The sequence below is a fragment of the Streptomyces sp. NPDC037290 genome (genome assembly GCF_055603245.1).
The window spans coordinates 95,286-112,576 of sequence record NZ_JBVJVZ010000007.1; the positions used below are offsets into that span (position 1 = coordinate 95,286).

General features: G+C 73.2%; 11 protein-coding genes and 1 tRNA gene. 3 read left to right on the top strand and 9 right to left on the bottom strand.

The window, feature by feature from the left end; genetic code table 11:
• Nucleotides 1-25: 25 nt before the first annotated feature.
• From ACZ7HQ_RS24660 to ACZ7HQ_RS24690, 7 genes are all read right to left on the bottom strand, one after another.
• Nucleotides 26-1,303, bottom strand: coding sequence for an MFS transporter (locus tag ACZ7HQ_RS24660; protein WP_470993825.1), 1,278 nt, complete (start codon nucleotides 1,301-1,303; stop codon nucleotides 26-28).
• Nucleotides 1,300-5,004: a type I polyketide synthase gene (locus ACZ7HQ_RS24665; protein ID WP_470993828.1), complete on the bottom strand. Its 3,705-nt coding sequence runs from the start codon at nucleotides 5,002-5,004 to the stop codon at nucleotides 1,300-1,302. The genes ACZ7HQ_RS24660 and ACZ7HQ_RS24665 overlap by 4 nt, the downstream gene beginning before the upstream one ends.
• Entirely contained in the window at nucleotides 5,001-10,088 is a 5,088-nt protein-coding gene (locus ACZ7HQ_RS24670) for an amino acid adenylation domain-containing protein (RefSeq protein ID WP_470993830.1), read from the bottom strand. Before ACZ7HQ_RS24670 ends, ACZ7HQ_RS24665 begins: the two co-directional genes overlap by 4 nt.
• A 365-nt stretch (nucleotides 10,089-10,453) precedes the next feature.
• Entirely contained in the window at nucleotides 10,454-11,323 is an 870-nt protein-coding gene (locus tag ACZ7HQ_RS24675; protein WP_470993832.1) for a hypothetical protein, read from the bottom strand.
• Between the two features lie 178 nt (nucleotides 11,324-11,501).
• Entirely contained in the window at nucleotides 11,502-11,915 is a 414-nt protein-coding gene (locus ACZ7HQ_RS24680) for a DNA-binding protein (protein WP_470993835.1), read from the bottom strand.
• Nucleotides 11,897-12,181 carry a hypothetical protein gene (locus ACZ7HQ_RS24685; RefSeq protein ID WP_470993837.1) on the bottom strand — a complete coding sequence of 95 codons (285 nt, stop codon included), beginning with the start codon at nucleotides 12,179-12,181 and terminating at the stop codon, nucleotides 11,897-11,899. Before ACZ7HQ_RS24685 ends, ACZ7HQ_RS24680 begins: the two co-directional genes overlap by 19 nt.
• Before the next feature lie 173 nt (nucleotides 12,182-12,354).
• Nucleotides 12,355-12,427: transfer RNA gene (locus ACZ7HQ_RS24690), tRNA-Ala, on the bottom strand.
• Between the two features lie 182 nt (nucleotides 12,428-12,609).
• Between ACZ7HQ_RS24690 and ACZ7HQ_RS24695 the strand changes: the two genes are divergently transcribed.
• Entirely contained in the window at nucleotides 12,610-13,158 is a 549-nt protein-coding gene (locus ACZ7HQ_RS24695) for a helix-turn-helix domain-containing protein (protein WP_470993840.1), read from the top strand.
• A 148-nt stretch (nucleotides 13,159-13,306) separates the two neighbouring features.
• Nucleotides 13,307-14,734, top strand: coding sequence for a serine/threonine-protein kinase (locus tag ACZ7HQ_RS24700; protein ID WP_470993843.1), 1,428 nt, complete (start codon nucleotides 13,307-13,309; stop codon nucleotides 14,732-14,734).
• Here ACZ7HQ_RS24700 and ACZ7HQ_RS24705 read toward each other — a convergent pair.
• Together ACZ7HQ_RS24705 and ACZ7HQ_RS24710 are read right to left on the bottom strand one after the other, a co-directional pair.
• A complete protein-coding gene (locus ACZ7HQ_RS24705) occupies nucleotides 14,698-15,996 on the bottom strand; it encodes a hypothetical protein (protein ID WP_470993845.1) in 1,299 nt (432 codons plus the stop codon). The genes ACZ7HQ_RS24700 and ACZ7HQ_RS24705 overlap by 37 nt on opposite strands.
• A 360-nt stretch (nucleotides 15,997-16,356) precedes the next feature.
• On the bottom strand, nucleotides 16,357-16,485 hold the full coding sequence (locus ACZ7HQ_RS24710; RefSeq protein ID WP_003999697.1) for a DLW-39 family protein: 129 nt from the start codon (nucleotides 16,483-16,485) through the stop codon (nucleotides 16,357-16,359).
• Nucleotides 16,486-16,834: 349 nt separating this feature from the next.
• Here ACZ7HQ_RS24710 and ACZ7HQ_RS24715 point away from each other — a divergent pair, with 349 nt between their 5' ends.
• The gene (locus tag ACZ7HQ_RS24715; RefSeq protein ID WP_470993847.1) at nucleotides 16,835-17,191 is read left to right on the top strand and encodes a DUF6344 domain-containing protein; all 357 of its coding nucleotides are present in this window, start codon (nucleotides 16,835-16,837) and stop codon (nucleotides 17,189-17,191) included.
• Nucleotides 17,192-17,291: the final 100 nt, after the last annotated feature.

Here is a 17,291-nt window from a genome sequence, read left to right on the forward strand (position 1 = left end):
ATCGTCCGCAGCGGGCTCCTTGTCCTCACGTCTCCGCCAGCGCCTCGGGGGCGGGTAGCCGCCGGATCAGGCGGGTCAGGGTGGGCAGCGCGGCCAGCGTCGACACGACGCCCATGAAGGCGAACACCCAGGGGGCTCCGCCCGCGTCGAAGATGGTGCCGATCGCGAGGATGCCGAGCGGCTGGGCGACGTAGGCGAGGAAGGTGACGGCGCCCATCACGCGGCCCTGCATCTCGTCGGGGACGAGCACGGCGACGTAGGCGAAGAACAGGGCGTTCACGATCGGGCCGCGCAGGAAGACGAGGCCGAGCACGACGCCGAGCGAGACCACGCCGGGCACGGTCATCAGCAGGACGGCCGCGACGGGGCCGATCCACGCCGCCGCGAGGAACAGGGTGGCGGGCTTCAGCCGTTTCAGGGCCGCGGTCGCCAGGGCCGCGCCGACCAGGCCGCCGGCCCCGGCGATGCTGAGCATGAGGCTGATCGAGCCCTCCGAGGCGCCCCGGTCCTTGCCCGTGGCGATCAGTGCCAGGAAGGCGCCGGTGTGGTTGAACGCCATGTTGGAGCCCATGATCCACACGATCCAGACGAGCAGCACCGGCGTGCGCCCGATGAACCGGAACCCCTCCGCCGCCCTGCCGCGCTCGCCGCCCGCGACCGGCGCGGCCTGCAGCGGGCGCCGCACGAAGAGCAGCGAGACGGCGGCGGCGGCGAAGGCCAGGCCGGTCGCGACGAAGGGCAGGGAGCGCGCCACCCCGAACAGTGAGCTGCCCAGCGGGGCACCGGCGACAGTGGCGCCCAGCGGCCGGATCTGGTTCTGCGCGGTGGCCTTCGTCAGTTGCGAGGGCGGCACCACCTGCTTGATCGCGGCGAGTGCGGGCGGCTCGGACAGGCCAAGGCACAGCGCCGAGAGCGCGACGAGGGCGAAGACGGAGGGGACGTTCGCGTGGCCGCTGACGACGAGCAGGCTGAACAGACCGAGCAGTCCGGCGCGTCCGGCGTCGCACAGGATCATCAGGCGGCGCCGGTCCATGCGGTCGGCGAGCGTTCCGCCCCAGATCGACGTGGCACCGGCGACGAGCAGCTGCACCGCGCCGATGGCGCCCGCGTAGGCCGCTTTGCCGGTGACGGCGAGGATCAGCAGCGGGTAGGCGACCTCGACGGACTCCTTGCCGATGGACGCGAGGAAGCGGCTGATCCACAGGGCCTGGAAGTCGCGGTTGCGGATGAGGGGGACATCCGCGTCGGGCGCGGTGCCGGCAGCGGCCGGCTGCTCGGTCGTCGTCTCTTCGGGCGGGGTCACGGGCGGGTCTCCCCTTCTGTGCGGTCGGTGTGCCCGTGGCGGGCGAGAGCCCGGCCCGCCTCGCGGGCGACGGCGCCGACCTGGGGTGCGGTCAGCATCGACCAGTGGTCGCCGGGAACGGGCCTGATCTCGACGGACGGGTGCAGGGGGGCGAGCCCGCGCCGGATGCGGGCCACGTCGGCGGGGCGCGCCGCCGCCGTGAGGACGACGGCGGGGCAGGGCACCGGCCGCGGCCGGTGGCGCAGCAGGGCGCGGATACGGGAGAGGAAGATCCGGCGCATCCGGGGCGCGCGGGCCAGTTTCGCGCCGAACGTGCCGCGTCCGAGCAGCACGTCGGCCTGCAGCCGTAGTTGTGCGGCGAGGAAGACCGGGTCGGTGGCCACGGGCCGCCCCCTGCGGTCGGGCGCGTACCCGTCCAGGCACAGCAGCACCTCCACCCGTTCCCCCGCGTCGGTGAGCTGTCGCGCGGCCTCCTGGGCGACGACGGCGCCGAAGGACCAGCCGCCGAGCGTGTACGGGCCTTCGGGCTGCACGGCGCACAGTGCGGATACGTGCCGGCCGGCGATCTGCCGGACGGACGCGCCGAGCGCGTGCGCGCTCTCCAGCCCGTACACCGGCCGGCCGGTGTCGAGGGCGGCGGCCAGCTCCCGGTAACCGGCGGTGCTGTCCAGGGAGTCGGCGACCAGGAACACCGGGCGGCCCGTGCCCGGCCGCAGCCGGACCGTTCCCGGCGGCGCCGCCGTCTCGGTGGCCCGCTCGACGAGGGCGAGCAGGTTGCCGAAGGTCGGATCCGCGAGGAAGTCGGCCACCGGGACCGTGACGGAGGTGTGCCGTCGTACGTCGCCCATCAGCGCCACCGCCGTGAGGGACTCGCCGCCGAGCGCGAGGAAGTCGTCGTCGGCGACGGCGCCGGTCACGCCGAGGGCTGAGCACCAGAGGCGCTCGACGGTACGGGCCGCTGCGCTGCTGTCCTGCGCCGGCCCCGCCGGCCGCCGCGGGGCGCTCGGAGAGGCGCCCCCGTCGGCGGTGTCAGCGGCCTCGTCATCGGGTTCCACCGGGTCGAAGGTCCGCACCGGCAGCGAGCACCGCAGGGGCCGGGGGACACCGGCGAGTTCCGCGAGGTCGATGTCGGCGCCCCGCTCCCACAGCGTGCCCAGGGCGCGCAGCAACGTGGCTCCGGCGCGGTCCGCGTCGCCGCCGATGAGCGGCAGGGTCGTGTGCGACGGGTCCCACGCGGTGTGCCGGCGCAGCGCCCCGGCCATCGACGTTCCGGGGCCCAGCTCGACGTAGAGGTCGCAGCCCGCGTCGAGGAGGGTGGTCAGGCCGTCCTCCAGGCGTACGGTGCCGCGCAGTTGGGCGGCCCAGTGGTCCGGCGTGCGCAGCTGCTCCGGGTCGGTCCAGGTGCCGGTGGTGTTGGCCACCACGCGCAGCGCGGGTGGCTGGGCGGGCACGGCGGCGACGGCGGCGCGCAGGGCGTCGGCCGCCTCCGTCATGGCGGAGGAGTGGAAGGCGCGCCGCACTTGCAGGGGCCGTACGTCGAGCCCTGCGAGGGTGTCGCCGTCCAGCAGCCGGTCCATGGCGGCGCACGGGCCGGTCAGGACGGTGCGGCCGGGGCCGGCGACAGCGACCTCGACAGCGGGGTGGGCCTCACCCAGGCGGCCGGCCAGTTCAGCGGCGGACGCGGTGACGGCGGCCATCCGGCCGGGTTCGGTGTCCCGCATGGCGGTGGCCCGGGCGTGCACGAGACGGGCGGCCTGCTCGGGGGACCACACCCCGGCGAGGGTCGCGGCCGTGTACTCGCCGATGCTGTTGCCGAGCAGGGCGCTCGGCGTCACACCGAGGTCCATGAGACGGCGGCCCAGGGCGTGGCCGAGCGCGAGCAGCCCGAGCTGCTGGTGCACGGTGTCCTCGAACCACCCGGGCGGGGCGCTCTGTTCGCCGACGACGGGAGCGAGGTCGATGCCGCACACGTCGCGCACCGTCTCCCGCCAGGTGTCGAAGGCGGCACGGAAGGAGGGCTGCAGCCGGTACGCGGCGGCGCCCGCCGCGTCGGTGAGGGTGCCCTGGCCCGGCAGCAGGAAGGCGACCCGGTCGAGGCCCGCACCGGGGGCGGGCGGCACGGCCGCGCGCAGGGCGCGGGCCGCGTTCCCGGGGCTGTCGACGACGACAGCCTGGCGCCAGGGGTGGCGTCGGCGGTCGGCGAGGGTCCGGGCGGCCTGCGCGAGCAGCTCGTCGCCGGCCGCCCGGTCCCGCGTGCGGGTCACCGCGCCCCCTTCGTGCGGGGCGTCGGGCTCGAAGGCGTCTGCCAGCCCTTCGCGCAGGAGGTCGCGCGAGCGCGCGGAGGTGCCGGACAGGGCGAGCAGCCGGGCCCCGCCGCGCGTGCCGGTGGGCAGGGTCCGTACCGGGGCCTCGGCCACCACCACATGGGCGTTGGTGCCGCCGACCCCGAAGGAGCTGACGGCGGCGAGCCGGGGACGGTGGCCGTCGGGCTCGGGCCACGGCGCGAGCCGCGCGCACACCTTGAAGGGGGTCTGGTCCAGGCCGAGCAGCGGGTTGGGCCGCTGGTAGTGGAGGGTGGGGACGAGTTCGCCGTGTTCCAGCATGAGCAGCGTCTTGATGAGGCCCGCGACGCCGGACGCGGAGCCCGTGTGCCCGATGTTGCTCTTGACGGCTCCGATCCAGCAGCTGCCCACCGCGTCGGTCGACGTGCGGAACGCATCGGTGAGCGCTTGGAGTTCGACGGGGTCGCCCATCGTGGTGGCGGTGCCGTGCGCCTCCACGTAGCCGATCTCGGCCGGGTCGACACCGGCCGTCTTCTGCGCGAGCAGGATCGCGTCGCGCTGTCCGGTGAGGGACGGCGCGGTGTAGCCGATCTTGTCGCTGCCGTCGTTGTTGAGGGCGGTGCCGAGCAGCACACCGGCGATGTGGTCGTCGTCGCGCAGGGCGTCGTCGAGCCGCTTGAGGACGACGATGCCGACGCCCTCGCCGGGCACGGTGCCCCGTGCCTCCGCGTCGAAGGGCCGGCAGTGCCCGTCCGGCGAGAGAATGCCGCCCTCCTGGTAGAGGTAGCCCCATTCGCCCTGCGGCGTCAGGGACACTCCTCCGGCGAGGGCGGCGTCGCACTCGTACGACAGGAGGCTCTGCACCGCCGTGTGAACGGCCGTGAGCGAGGTGGAGCAGGCGGTCTGCACGGTCACGGCCGGGCCGCGCAGCCCGAGTTTGTACGCGGCGCGGGTGGTCAGGAAGTCCGGCCGGCGACCGATCATCTGGGCGAGCGCGTCCACGTCGCCGCGCTCGGGCCGGACGGGTCCCTCGGACCCGGCGTAGAGGCCGATCCAGCCGGGGAAGCGGGCCGGGTCGAGGGCCGCGTCGTCGAGCGCCGCGGCGGCGCACTCCAGGAAGATGCGGTGCTGCGGGTCGAGCAACGCGGCCTCGGCGCGGCTGTAGCCGAAGGCACGCCAGTCGAAGCGGCGGGAGCCGTCGAGTACGCCGCGTGCGGCCACGTAGTCGGGGTGCCACACCAGGTCGGGATCCGCGCCGGCCGCGACGAGGTCGTCGCGTTTGAACTGGGTGATCCCTTCGGTGCCGGAGCGCAGCCCGCGCCAGAAACCGCGCACGTCCGGCGCGCCCGGGTAGCGGCAGGCCATGCCGACGACCGCGATCGCGGTCTCGGAGTCATGGGGGTAGGGCTGGGTGGTCATATGCGGCCTCCCGTGCCGGGGCGGCGGGTGCGGCGGCGGGCGGCGGCGCGGGCGTCGAGGTCGCTCGCGGCGCTCCCTGCCGTGGCCGGCTGTTCGTCGGGGCGCCCGACCAGGCGCGCCATGGCGCTGACCGTGGTGCTCTCGAACAGGCGCTGGATGGGCAGTTCGGTGCCGAAGGCACGGCACAGCTCGGCGTGCAGGGTGACGAGCTTGAGGGACGTTCCGCCGCAGTCGAAGAAGTTGGCGTCGCCGCCGGGCACCCGGTCCGGGCCGAGGCCGAGGACGGACGCCCAGATCGCGGCGACGCGCTGCTCGGCGCCAAATACAGGGGACGTGTCCGGGGCGTCGGCCGCGACCGCGGGTGCGGTCGTCACCTCGGCCCGCAGGGCGCCCTCCGGGGCGCCGAGCGCCGCCGCCAGCTGCGCCACGGTGGTCCCGTCCTGCTCGGCGAACGCCGCGAGGAACGCCGGGTACAGGCGGGCCAGTTCCCGTACGGCGTCGGCCGCGAGCCGGTCGCCTCGGTACACGAGCTCCCCGCTCAGCCGCTCACCCGTCACGGTCAGGCCGACGGTCAGGGCGAACTTCCCGTACGTCGCGCTTCCCTGCGTGCCCTCCAGGGGCGACAGCCGCGCGTCGCCGATGCGCGGCGGCGTCTGGGCACGCGTCTGCGGGGCGAGCACCACGTCGAGGTACGGGGTCGCGCCCGCGCTGCGGGGCGGGTTGAGGGCCTCGACGACCTGCGCGAAGGGGACGTTCCGGTCCTCCAGGGCGTCGAGGACACCGTCGCGGACCGCTTCGAGGAGCTCGCCGACCGTCGTGCCGGCATCGCAACGGAAGGGCACGACGACGGTGTTGAGGCAGGGTCCGACGACCCGTGCGAATCCGTCGCCTTCTCGCGTGTCCACCGGGAACCCGAACGTCAGGCGGGTGTCACCGGTGACGTGGTGCAGCAGCGCGGCGAGCGCCGCGGAGGCCACCATGAACCACGACACGCCCAGGCGTTCCTGCAGGGGACGCATCCGCTGCAGCAGGCCGTCGGGCAGATCGAGCGGCACGGTGCCGTGCGGCTCGGGCACCGCGGGTGCGGCCAGTCCGAGCCGGCTGGGGGCGTCGCGCAGCATGTCGGTCCAGCGGGCGAGCGCTTCGGGGTCGGGCCGCTCGGTCACGGCGGCCAGTTCCCTGAACTGGGGCCCGGGCGCACCACCCGCGCCGCCTGCGCCCGCTTCGTACTCCTCGCGCAGATCTTCCAGCAGGACCGGCAGCGATCCCGCGTCGAAGACGATGTGATGCACCGTCAGGGCCAGGATCTGCCCGTCGGGACCGTCGATCAGCCCCGCGCGCAGCAGCGGTCCCGCCGCGAGGTCGAAGGTGTCGTCGGCGGCGGCCCGCAGCAGGGTCGCGAGCTGTTCCCGCCCGTCGGCCCGCCGGGTGCGGATCTCCGGCCGCCAGGGGCCGCCGATGAGCTGGCGCAGCCCGTCCGGGCGCCGGGCGAACGTGGTCCGCAGCGCCTCGTGCCGCGCCACCACCCGCTCCAGGGCGACGGCGAGCCGGTCCGCGTCGAGGTGCCCGGCCACCCGCCATGCGAACGGCACGTTGTAGAGCCCGGGTTGCGGATCGAGGGTCTCGGCGAGCCAGATCTGCTGCTGGAACGCGGTGGCCTCGATCTCCCTGGGGGCGGGGGCCGGCTGGGCGGCGGGGTCCGGGTCGCCGGGCTCCGCCTCGGCGTCGATGCGCGCGGCCAGATCGGCGAGGACCGGGACGCTGAACAGATCCCGCAGCCGCAGCCGCACCCCCAGGCGTTCCCGGATCCGGGCGATCAGCGTGACGCCGCGCAGCGAATGCCCGCCGAGATCCCAGAACGAGGCGTCCCGCGAGGTCACGGGAACCTCCAGGAGCTCCGACCACATCGCGGCCAGCGCCCGCTCGGTGGGGGTGCGCAGGTCCTCGGCCTCGGGTGCCGAGCCGCCCGTTGCCGGCTGCCGGGTGAGGAGTTCGAGCATGCGGGCCCGGTCCGCCTTGCCGGTGGAACCGATCGGCAGCTCGTCCAGGACCAGCCAGCGCGCCGGGATCATGTACTCGGGCAGCCGCTCGGCGAGGCGGGCGTTCAGGGCGCCGGCCAGGTCGGCGCGGGCCACGTCGGCGCTCGCGTCGGGCAGGACGCAGCCCGCCAGATTGCTGTCGTCGGTCTTCTCGACGAAGGCGGCCTCCACCAGCCCGGTGGCCACGGCGGCGCGCTCGACCTCCTCCAGCTCGATGCGGAAGCCGCGCAGCTTGACCTGCCGGTCGCGCCGGCCGAGCATCTCCAGCTCCCCGTCGGGCAGCAGGCGCGCCAGGTCCCCGGTGCGGTAGAGGCGTTCGCCGGTGCCGGGTGCGGTGACGAACCGCTGCGCGGTCAGCTCCGCGCGGTGCAGGTAGCCGAGCGCGACCCCCGGTCCGCCCAGGCACAGCTCCCCCGGCTCGCCGGCCGGCACCTGCCGCAGCTCGTCATCGAGGACGTACGCGGTGGTGCGCTGCAGCGGGCGGCCGATCGGGATGCGCTCGCGCCCGGCGAGGCTCTTCTCGCTGCACAGGAACCAGGTGGCGAACGCCGTCGCCTCGGTCGGCCCGTACCCGTTGACCAGGCGCCTCGGCCCGCCCGCGGCGAGCACCCGGCGCGCGGCGGCCAGATCGAGCTGCTCGCCGCCCACGACGAGAGTGCGCAGACAGGAGAAGGCGTCGGGCAGTTCCCAGGCGGCGGTGTGGAACAGCGAGGTGGTCAGGAACATCACGGCGATGTCCTGGTCACGGACGAGCGCGGCCCATTCGTCCAGGGCGAGGTCGGTGACGGTGGGCAGCGGCACGACCGTGCCACCCGCGCACAGCGTCGACCAGATCTCGCAGGTCGTCACGTCGAAGGCCGGGTTGCAGGTGCTCGCCACCCGGTCACCGGGCTCGATCGGGCAGTACTCGGCCCCCTCCACCAGGCGCTCGACGGCGCGGTGCGGTACGGCGACGCCCTTGGGCCGCCCCGTCGAACCGGACGTGTACGTGACGTACAGCGGGTCCTCGTCGGACCGGGTGGCGAGCACCGGAGGCCGTCCGGCGTCGTCCCCACCGTCCGGGCGCAGCACCGGAGTCGAGGCCGGCACGCGCGTCCGCTCACCGGCCACCGCGGCGACCGCACCCGACTCGGCGAGCAGCTCGGCGACCCGCTCGGGCGGCGCCTGCAGGTCGAGCGGCAGGTACGCGGCACCGGCGCGGGCGATGCCGAGGAACGCCACCACGAGGTCGGCGGACCGGGGCAGGTCCACGGCCACGAGGTCACCGGGCCCCACGCCGCGGCCCGCGAGGGTGGCGGCGAGCCGCCCGGAGCGCTGCCACAGCTGCGCGTACGTCAGACGGATGCCGGTCACCGGGTCGTGCACGGCGGGTTCGGCCGGGCGGCGGCGCACCCAGCGCTCCACCAGGGCGGGCACACCGGAGGTCTCGGCGAGCCGGGCACGGTCGATCTTGCCGTTGGCGGTGAGCGGGAGGCGCGGCAGCGTCACCACGTCGTCGGGCACCAGATAGGACGGCAGCTCGTCCCGCAGGGCACGGCGCAACGCCCCGGCGTCGACGCCCACTGCGTCTGCCGCACCGCCTTCCGGTCCGTCTTCGAGAACGACGTAGGCCGTCATCCGGCCACCGCCGTCTGCGTCCTTGTCGACGACGACCGCCGCCTGGGCGACGGAGGGCTGCCGCACCAGCGCCGCCTCCGTCTCACCCGGTTCGATGCGGAACCCGTTGACCTTGACCTGACGGTCCGCGCGCCCCACGTACCGCAGGTCACCGGCCGCGTCCTTGCGGGCCAGGTCCCCGGTGGCGTACATCCGCTCGCCCGGCGCGCCGAACGGGTCGGGCAGGAACCGCTCGCGGGTCAGCCCCTCGTGACCCGCGTACCCGGCGGCGACATGCGCCCCGGCCACGTACAGCTGCCCGGTCTCCCCGTCCGCGACGGGTGCCAGTTCCTCGTCGAGGAGGTACACGCGCGTGTGGTCCATCGGGCGGCCGATGGGGATGTCCCCGTCCGCCGGCGGCCCGGGGTGGATGCGGTGGCGCGTGGCGAAGGTGGTGGTCTCGGTGGGGCCGTAGCCGTTGTAGAGGGTGATCCCGGGGCACGCCTCGACGACGCGGCGCACCGCGTGCACCGGGACCACGTCACCGCCGGCCCACACCTCACGGGCACCCTCGAGGCAGCCCGGGTCACCGGTGGCCAGCGCCCCGAACAGGCCCGCGGTGAGCCACAGGGCCGTGACCCGGCCACCGCCCACCAGACGCCGCAGGAGCGGGGCGTTGATCTCCTCGGGGGCCACCACGACGCGGCCGCCGGACAGCAGCGGCACCCAGATCTCGTAGGTGGAGGCGTCGAAGGCGTGCGGGGAGTGGAACAGGACCCGCTCGTGGGCGCCGCCGCGCCACACGCGGTCGAGCGCCAGGGCCAGCACGTTGCGGTGCGTGACCCGCACCCCCTTGGGGACGCCCGTGGATCCGGAGGTGTGCATGACGTACAGCACGTCGTCGGCCCCGGGCGCACCGGTCCCCGGCTCGTCGACGGCGGCGTCGTACGGCGGTTCCGTCCCGTCGGACCCGCCGGCGGGCACGCCGTCCTCGCCGACCAGCACGGTGCGCCGCCCCACCGCCGCGGGATGCCGCCCGGTGCTCGCGTCCACCACCAGCAGCGCGCAGTCGGAGCCGTCGAGGATCGCGCCCAGCCGCGCCTCGGGGGACCGCGTGTCGAGCGGCACGTAGGCGGCGCCCGTCTTCGCGACGGCGAGCAGGGTCACCACCACGGCGGCGGACCGCTCGACCAGCACGCCGACGCGACCGCCGCGGCGGGCACCCCGGGCGACGAGACACCGGGCGAGACGCTCGGCGCGGGCGTTCAACTCCGCGTAGGACAGCTGGTGCTCCCCGTGCGGCCCGTACTCGACGGCGACCGCCTCGGGGGTCTGTGCGACCTGCTTCTCGAAGACCTCGCTCAGACCGTTGTCCGGAATCGGTATCTCCGGCCCGTCGGTCGCTGCAAGCGCACCGGCGCTCTCGTGCGCCTCGCTCAGCCTTTCCATGACAGCCTTTCCGTGACGGTCGTGCCCGGCACCGGCCACGCACACCGAACTGGCCTCCGGCGCACGATGCGCGGGGCCTGGACATGTGGGATCAGAACTCAGGCCTGAACGGCCCGGTGAGACAAGAAGGATCGGAAACGTTCGAACCGGATGGAAGTCGGGGTCGAAGGCGGAATCGCAGTCGTGTGTCGTGTCGTGTCGGGGAAGGGCTGCGTCAAGGCACGGTCAGTCGCCCGCAGGTCTCCTGCGCGCGAACACCGTCGTCCGGATGCGGACCGGCGGACGTGCCGACAGCTCCCCCATGTGCTCGCTCCCCCTCTGAGCATTCAAGATCACGCAGAGATGCTCAATCTATGAACCAACTCTTACCGGGGGCAAGGAGAGACCTGTCTTCTGGCTGGAAAACTCATCGCCACCTGACGCGCCAAAAGCGCTTGACCTGCCACGACACCCAGGGCGCTGAAGGTGTTGACGAGCACCGCGAGGTCCGGCCGTGACTGGTTTCCATCCCTCACACGCTCCGGGAGCGAGGGCCGGTCACCGATCGAAAAACCCCTCCGAACCACGCTTTTGCGGGTTGGAGGGGTTGCTCGCCGGCCTGCCTCAGGCTCGGACCGGCCGCCGCCTCGCCGGACCATGTTCCGTGCGAAGAGAGCCGAGCCTTGTTCCAGGTACCAATGCGCGATCCCATCCGCGCTGACCACCCCGAAGTAGGCCGGATACGGCAGGGCCTCGTGGAGCCAGCCACGCGAGAACGTGGCCGTCAGATCGGCCGAGTGGGGCTCCAATTCGGCCTGTACAGCGGCATGGAAGTCCGCAGCTGAGAGTACCCGCAGGTCTGCTAGGGGCCCGAAGCGGTGGAGTTCGGCAAGTTCCGAATCAATCGCGGCGCCCCCGGGTTCGGCTGTTCCCATGGCAGCAAGAACGGGGTGGACCACGGCGCCCGGTGCAGCGAGAATTTCGTCGATTGCCGCCGCGTGCGGCTGGAGCCGCTGATTGAAACGCTCGAAGTCGCCTCCTTCAAGCGCTCGGAAGCCCTGCACGAGTTGCGAAGCCGCTGCGTGGTCGGGGCGGGCCGTGGTGCTGTCGCTCCACTTGGCCTGGATCAGCCACAGCTCTCCCGTGGCTTTGGAGGTCACCACGTCCTGTGTGTCGATGAGATCGCCGAGCCAACGGCCGAGCACGGCACTGAGTTGACGGGCCTGCAAAGTGCCGCCGCCAGTCACCCGGGCCATGTCGCTCTCCCCGCCTCGCCTGTGCAATGAGGCCACGACGTACAGGTAGAGCGTTTCGGAGTGAGCCATGGAGCGCGGGCACGCGGTGATCAGCCGGGTACGCAGTCGACGGCGGTGGCAGGGTCATCCCAACCGCTCACATGCCGCTCTGCGCCTTTCCCCGATCGTTCGGCCCGCCTCACACAGCGACGAGCCGAACCCGATCGCCGCAGAGTTTGGTCATGTCGTCGATGTCGGATGTCAGCATGACCACTGGACGCTGCTGCCGCAGGGCAGCCTCAGCAACGGCCGCGTCGATAGCGTACTTGTGACCAGGCAGGCCGGCGCCCACCAACAGGGCCGAGGCCGCCTTCGCCTCCTCATCCCCCACCGGAATCACCCGCAGTCCCGTCAGCAGCCGGCTCAGCCGAGCCTTGTTCGTGCGGGCGTGCACGGCCTCGATGATGGTGAGCGCGCAGCTCACCACCTCCATGCCCCGCGACCGCGCCTCCGCGACCAGCGCCACCACGGTCTCGTCATCGGCGAGCAGCTTGGAGAGTCCCTCGCTGTCCAGGACCAGCGTCCCCTCGTGGCTCAGCCTGCGGCGGGCCACTGGTCCTCCTCGGCGAAGACCTCGTCGAACACCTGCCGCGCCCGCTGTTGTGCCTGCTCGGACACCGGCCCCTTGCGGCTCTCATAGTCGGCCAGATACTCGTCCAGCACCTGCCCCCTCAGCTCCCGCTCGACGGCCGCGGCGATGAACGCGGAGAACTCCCGCTTACCGACCCTGGCGCGGATGGCCTCCGCGGTCCCCTCGGGCAGGGAGAGGCTGACCCGCGTCGCCGGCCCTTCGCCGATGCTGTACGCCGTCTCGGACATGCACCCATTGTGTCAAACAAGTAGGAAACCAGAAAGCCGTGCACGGTCCAGAGCCGCCAAAGCCCCCGCAATCACAGGCCTCCTGGAGCTCACGTCAGCACCACCGTGCTGACGCGTCAGCACGAAAAAGCCCTCCAACCTCGCGTTTCCGCAGGTCGGAGGGCTTTTATATGTGGAGCCTAGGGGAGTCGAACCCCTGACATCCGCCATGCAAAGACGGCGCTCTACCAACTGAGCTAAGGCCCCGGAAAGCAGCGGCCGCCCGGAGACATCGCGTTCCGGCGGGCGCCGCACACCAGAGTACCGGGTCACCCCGGGTATCCCGCAAAAAGATTGGGGCTCCCCGTGGATGACCACTCTCCGTAAGATGCACGACGTGGTTCGCTACAGCGAACCGCGGTTTTTCAGGGGAAGCGATGGGGAGACGCATGGACGCCGCACAGCAGGAAGCCACCGCGAGAGCGCGGGAGCTGCAGCGGAACTGGTACGGGGAGCCGTTGGGGGCGCTCTTCCGTAAGCTCATCGACGATCTCGGGCTGAACCAGGCCCGTCTCGCCGCGGTCCTGGGGCTGTCCGCCCCGATGCTCTCGCAGCTGATGAGCGGCCAGCGCGCGAAGATCGGCAATCCCGCCGTGGTCCAGCGGGTGCAGCTGCTGCAGGAGCTGGCGGCCCAGGTCGCGGACGGCAGCGTCAGCGCCGCCGAGGCGACCGAGCGCATGGACGAGATCAAGAAGGCGCAGGGGGGTTCGGTGCTCAGCAACACCACGCAGACCACGAGCGGTTCGGGGGCGCCGACGGTCAAGCGCGTGGTCCGTGAGATCCAGTCGCTGCTGCGCTCGGTGGCCGCCGCGGGCGACATCATCGACGCCGCGGAGAGCCTCGCCCCGAGCCATCCCGAGCTGGCGGAGTTCCTTCGCGTCTACGGCGCCGGCCGCACCTCGGACGCGGTCGCGCACTACCAGTCCCACCAGAGCTGAGGGCCACGGCCCGGCGCGCCGGAGGGGGTCCGGGCGCCGGTCCATGAAGTCCCGGGGCCGGAGTGGCGGACGGGAATCGCGGGAAGTAGGGGGCAGGGGGGATCAGCCGCGGGTGAGGCGGGTGCAGGGGGAGGAGCGATGAGCTGCCATGGGTGAGGTGTTCGCCGGACGCTATGAGCTGGCCGACCCGATCGGACGCGGCGGCGTGGGCGCCGTATGGCGTGCCTGGGACCACCGCCGACGGCGCTATGTGGCCGCCAAGGTGCTCCAGCAGCGCGACGCCCACTCCCTGCTGCGCTTCGTACGGGAGCAGGCCCTGCGGATCGATCACCCCCATGTCCTCGCCCCGGCCAGCTGGGCCGCCGACGACGACAAGGTGCTCTTCACCATGGACCTGGTCGCCGGCGGCTCGCTGGTCCACCTCGTCGGGGACTACGGCCCGCTGCCGCCGGCGTTCGTGTGCACCCTGCTCGACCAGCTCCTGTCCGGTCTCGCCGCCGTCCACGCCGAAGGTGTCATCCACCGGGACGTCAAGCCCGCCAACGTCCTCCTCGAAGCCACCGGAACCGGCAGGCCCCGGCTGCGGCTGTCCGACTTCGGGATCGCCATGCGGCTCGGCGAACCCCGGCTGACGGAGACCAACCTGGTGGTGGGCACGCCCGGTTATCTGGCGCCCGAGCAGATGCTCGGCTGCGAACCCGACTTCCCCGCCGACCTGTTCGCGGTGGGCCTGGTCGCGCTGTACCTCCTCGAGGGTGCCAAGCCGGACGCCAAGGCGCTGGTGCAGTACTTCGCGGAGCACGGGACGCCCGGCCCGCCCAAGGGGATACCGGAACCGCTCTGGCAGGTCGTCGCGACCCTGCTCCAGCCCGATCCGGCCGCGCGTTTCCGCACCGCCACGGGCGCGCGCAAGGCCCTCGCCTCCGCCGTGGAACTCCTGCCGGAGCCCGAGCCCGACGACGAGCTGATCGAGATCTTCGACCAACTCCCGCCGTTACCACCGGGATTCGCTCCCGACGGCCCCCTCAGCAGGGCCTCCGGGGTGGCCCTGAGCCGGTCCGAGGAGGCGGATCCGGGTGCCGGGGCGGAGGACGATCCCGGTGCCGTGGCCGACGAGCGGGCGGACACCGGCACCACCGGCTCCCTCTCGGACACCGGCAGTTTCCGTCTGCCGCCGCCCCAGGAACCCTCGACCCCCGAGCCGTACGCCCGGGAACCCTCGGCCCCCGAGCCGTACGCCCAGCAGCACCCACCGCCCGAACGCCCGCTCCACCAGCCCTACGTCTCCCCCTATGTCTCTCCCTACGCCTCCTCTTACGCCACCTCGTCGAGCGGGATGCCGGCGTACCGTGCCGACGCCTCCACTGCTTCGTACACCGCTCAGGACGCACAGGTTCCGTCTCCGGCCCAGCCGGTCCACGGCGTACCCGCCACCGCCGCACCCGCCCGGGGGCGCGGAGGGCACCGTGCGCGCCGGAGCGGACGGCCGGGGCCGCCCGCCAGGGCCGCGATCCCTCTTCTGCTGCTCGCGCTGGCCTGTTACGCCGTGGGTTTCTGGGCGCTGACCCGCGTCTGAGCCCGCCGGGCCGCCACCGTCCAGCCGGCGAGCACCGCCAGCAGCACGGTTCCCAGGCCGATCCCACCGGCCGCCACCAGCCTCATCGCCCGGTTGCCACCCCCGCCTGCGGGGGTCCCGGTGAGCGCCGCCGCCGGGTCCTGCTCGGTGACCGTGAACGCGTCACCCGGCACGGGCCGCCCGGCGTACTGCGGCCCCGCGTGTGCCCGCCCGGCCACCCGCACCCGCAGCGTGACCCGGAACGGTCCCTGGCCGAACGGGCCGGCAAGCTGCTCGCTGAGGTGCAGGACCAGGTAGTAGTCGCCGGCGAAGCGGACGGAGGTCACGGCGGCGGGCGCGGCGTAGCGGTTGGCGTACTCCACCGGCGGCAGCGGGGCGAGCACGGCGGGTTTCCGGGCGCCGGTGTAGCCGAGGGCGGCGTCCTCCACAGAGCCGCGGACGGGGTTGTAGACGGAGAGGTTCAGGGCGCCGCCGACATAGCCGTGGCCCTGGGCGTCACCCAGTTCGACGGAGGCGTGCAGTTGCCGGCCCCAGTCGAGGGGGACCTTGTAGAACCGTGTCTCGCCGGGCACGAGCGCGGTCGTCCAGACCCCCTGGCCCAGCGGGCGGGCCGCGGCGAAACCGGTGCCGCCCGAGCGGTCGCGGGCCTCACCGGTGAGCGGCTCGGGCGTGGCGGAGTCCCAGTTCCCCGGCGCGGACGTGGCCCCGGCCCGCGCCGGGCGCGGTTCCGTGACGGGCGCGATCTCCAGGTCCCAGCGCTGCGCCGGGGCCGCCGCACCGGAGCCCTCGGCGTCCATGCGCTGGACGAGCACGTAGAACGTCCCGCTGCCCTGGCACAGCGCCTTGCCCGCCTCCCGCTGCGCCAGCGCGGTGACCGGGCGCGCGCTGAGCCCGGCGCCGAACCGGGCGGAACCGAAGGAACAGGGCGTGCCGTGCGCGTCCCGGAGGGACACCCTGATGCCGTCGGTTGCGGTGACGGCGGTGCCCGGCGGGGGTACGGCGGTGACGGGGACGTACGCCGTGTCGGCGGCCGTGAGGTCGAGCCGGTAGTAGAGCCCGCCGTTCCTCGGCAGGGAGCTGCGGTAGGTACGGCCGGGTTCCAGCCGCTCAGCCGTGGCGGTGCCCGTGGCGCCGGCGACGGTACGGGCGCCGGGCGCGAAGGCGTACGACGGTGACCGCGTGAGCTCGGCGGCGGTCGCGGACGCGGTGCCCACCGGCAGGGCGAGCAGCGCGCACAGCCCCGTGACCAGGGCCGTCCTCACCGCGCCGGGGACCGCCCGGCGACCGTACCGCCGCCACCACGCCGTACGTCGCCCTCGCCCCCGCACCTGCCGCCCTCCCCTTGTCGTCGCCGCGCCGCCGTCGCACGCGCTGTACCGGACCGCGTCCCATCCTGCCCCGGGCGTGCCTGCGCCATCCGGGCAACGCGTACGGCCGTCCGAAACGCCCGCAACGCCCTGCCGGGCACCCGCGTGCCGGCCGCGCGCTCCCCGGAACGCCTACCGCACCCGGTGAGCCGCCGCAACACGAACCCGTCGCACGCGGAGCCGGCGGGCAACGCAAAACGCAAAACCCCGACCGCGAAGGGCGGTCGGGGTCTGTTCAGACTCTGATATCGGCACTCACGAACCCGTGGGCACGGAGTCAGTCGCCTCCGTCCACAGATCCTGCTCGGCGCGATCCGCCTGGATCTGGCGGTACACGAGGAGCCCGCCGATGGCGGCCAGTGCGACCAGGAGCAGCTTCTTCACCGCGCGACCTCGTCTTTCCTTGACGTAGGGGACCTCTGGCGCCCGACTATACACACCGACCGATATCGATCGGTGACCTGCTTCGGGCCCCAACTGCCGCCTGCGACAGAGCAATAGGCCAGGTCCGGCGCCGTTCCGATCGGAGGGTGATCACACCTCGACGGAAGGTTACTTTGATCCCCCTTCGGTCGCCCTCACCAGATTTTGGGGGTTTTCCGACCGCCTTGCCTCCATCCGGGTGGTGTTCATCGGAACATCAACGCGCCACGGGCGTCGGTCCACCACTTCGCGGCCCTCATACACATCATGAGGAAAGTACGCAAATCGCCCAACCCGAAAGTGAGGGGCCATGACCGAGAACAAGGTCATGAAGCTGTGGACCGCCATCGTCACCGCCTTCTTCGCACTGTGCACGGCGCTCGGACTCGTCGCCGGCTCGACCGCCACGTCCGCGGCGGCCACCCCCCGGAGCGAGGGCCCCCGTTCCGGTACCGCGCACCGCACCATCCCGGCGATCCCGACGATCCCAGCAGCCCATCACTGGGCCTGGTCCCACGGCAGGGCACTGCCCCCCACGATGAAGCAGCGCATCCGGGCCGAGGCCCACGGAAAGTCCCCGAGCTGCCGGCACCGGCCCGTCACCGACCCCCAGGCGGAGACCGTGACCATTCCCGAGCAGGCGACGGCGGCCAGACTCGACTGCTGAACCGCCCGCCCCTCGCAGTACCGCAACGTCTCGACACCAGGCGACTTGCGTACGCACCAGTCGATACGGAAAGACCCCCGGCCGCATGCGGCCGGGGGTC

Excerpts from the sequence above, each read along its gene's own strand:
- ACZ7HQ_RS24685 (WP_470993837.1), bottom strand. The coding sequence starts at position 12,181 with ATGTCCGAGACGGCGTACAGCATCGGCGAAGGGCCGGCGACGCGGGTC.
- ACZ7HQ_RS24665 (WP_470993828.1), bottom strand. The coding sequence starts at position 5,004 with ATGACCACCCAGCCCTACCCCCATGACTCCGAGACCGCGATCGCGGTC.
- ACZ7HQ_RS24695 (WP_470993840.1), top strand. The coding sequence starts at position 12,610 with ATGGACGCCGCACAGCAGGAAGCCACCGCGAGAGCGCGGGAGCTGCAG.
- ACZ7HQ_RS24700 (WP_470993843.1), top strand. The coding sequence starts at position 13,307 with ATGGGTGAGGTGTTCGCCGGACGCTATGAGCTGGCCGACCCGATCGGA.
- ACZ7HQ_RS24675 (WP_470993832.1), bottom strand. The coding sequence starts at position 11,323 with ATGGCCCGGGTGACTGGCGGCGGCACTTTGCAGGCCCGTCAACTCAGT.
- ACZ7HQ_RS24670 (WP_470993830.1), bottom strand. The coding sequence starts at position 10,088 with ATGGAAAGGCTGAGCGAGGCGCACGAGAGCGCCGGTGCGCTTGCAGCG.
- ACZ7HQ_RS24715 (WP_470993847.1), top strand. The coding sequence starts at position 16,835 with ATGACCGAGAACAAGGTCATGAAGCTGTGGACCGCCATCGTCACCGCC.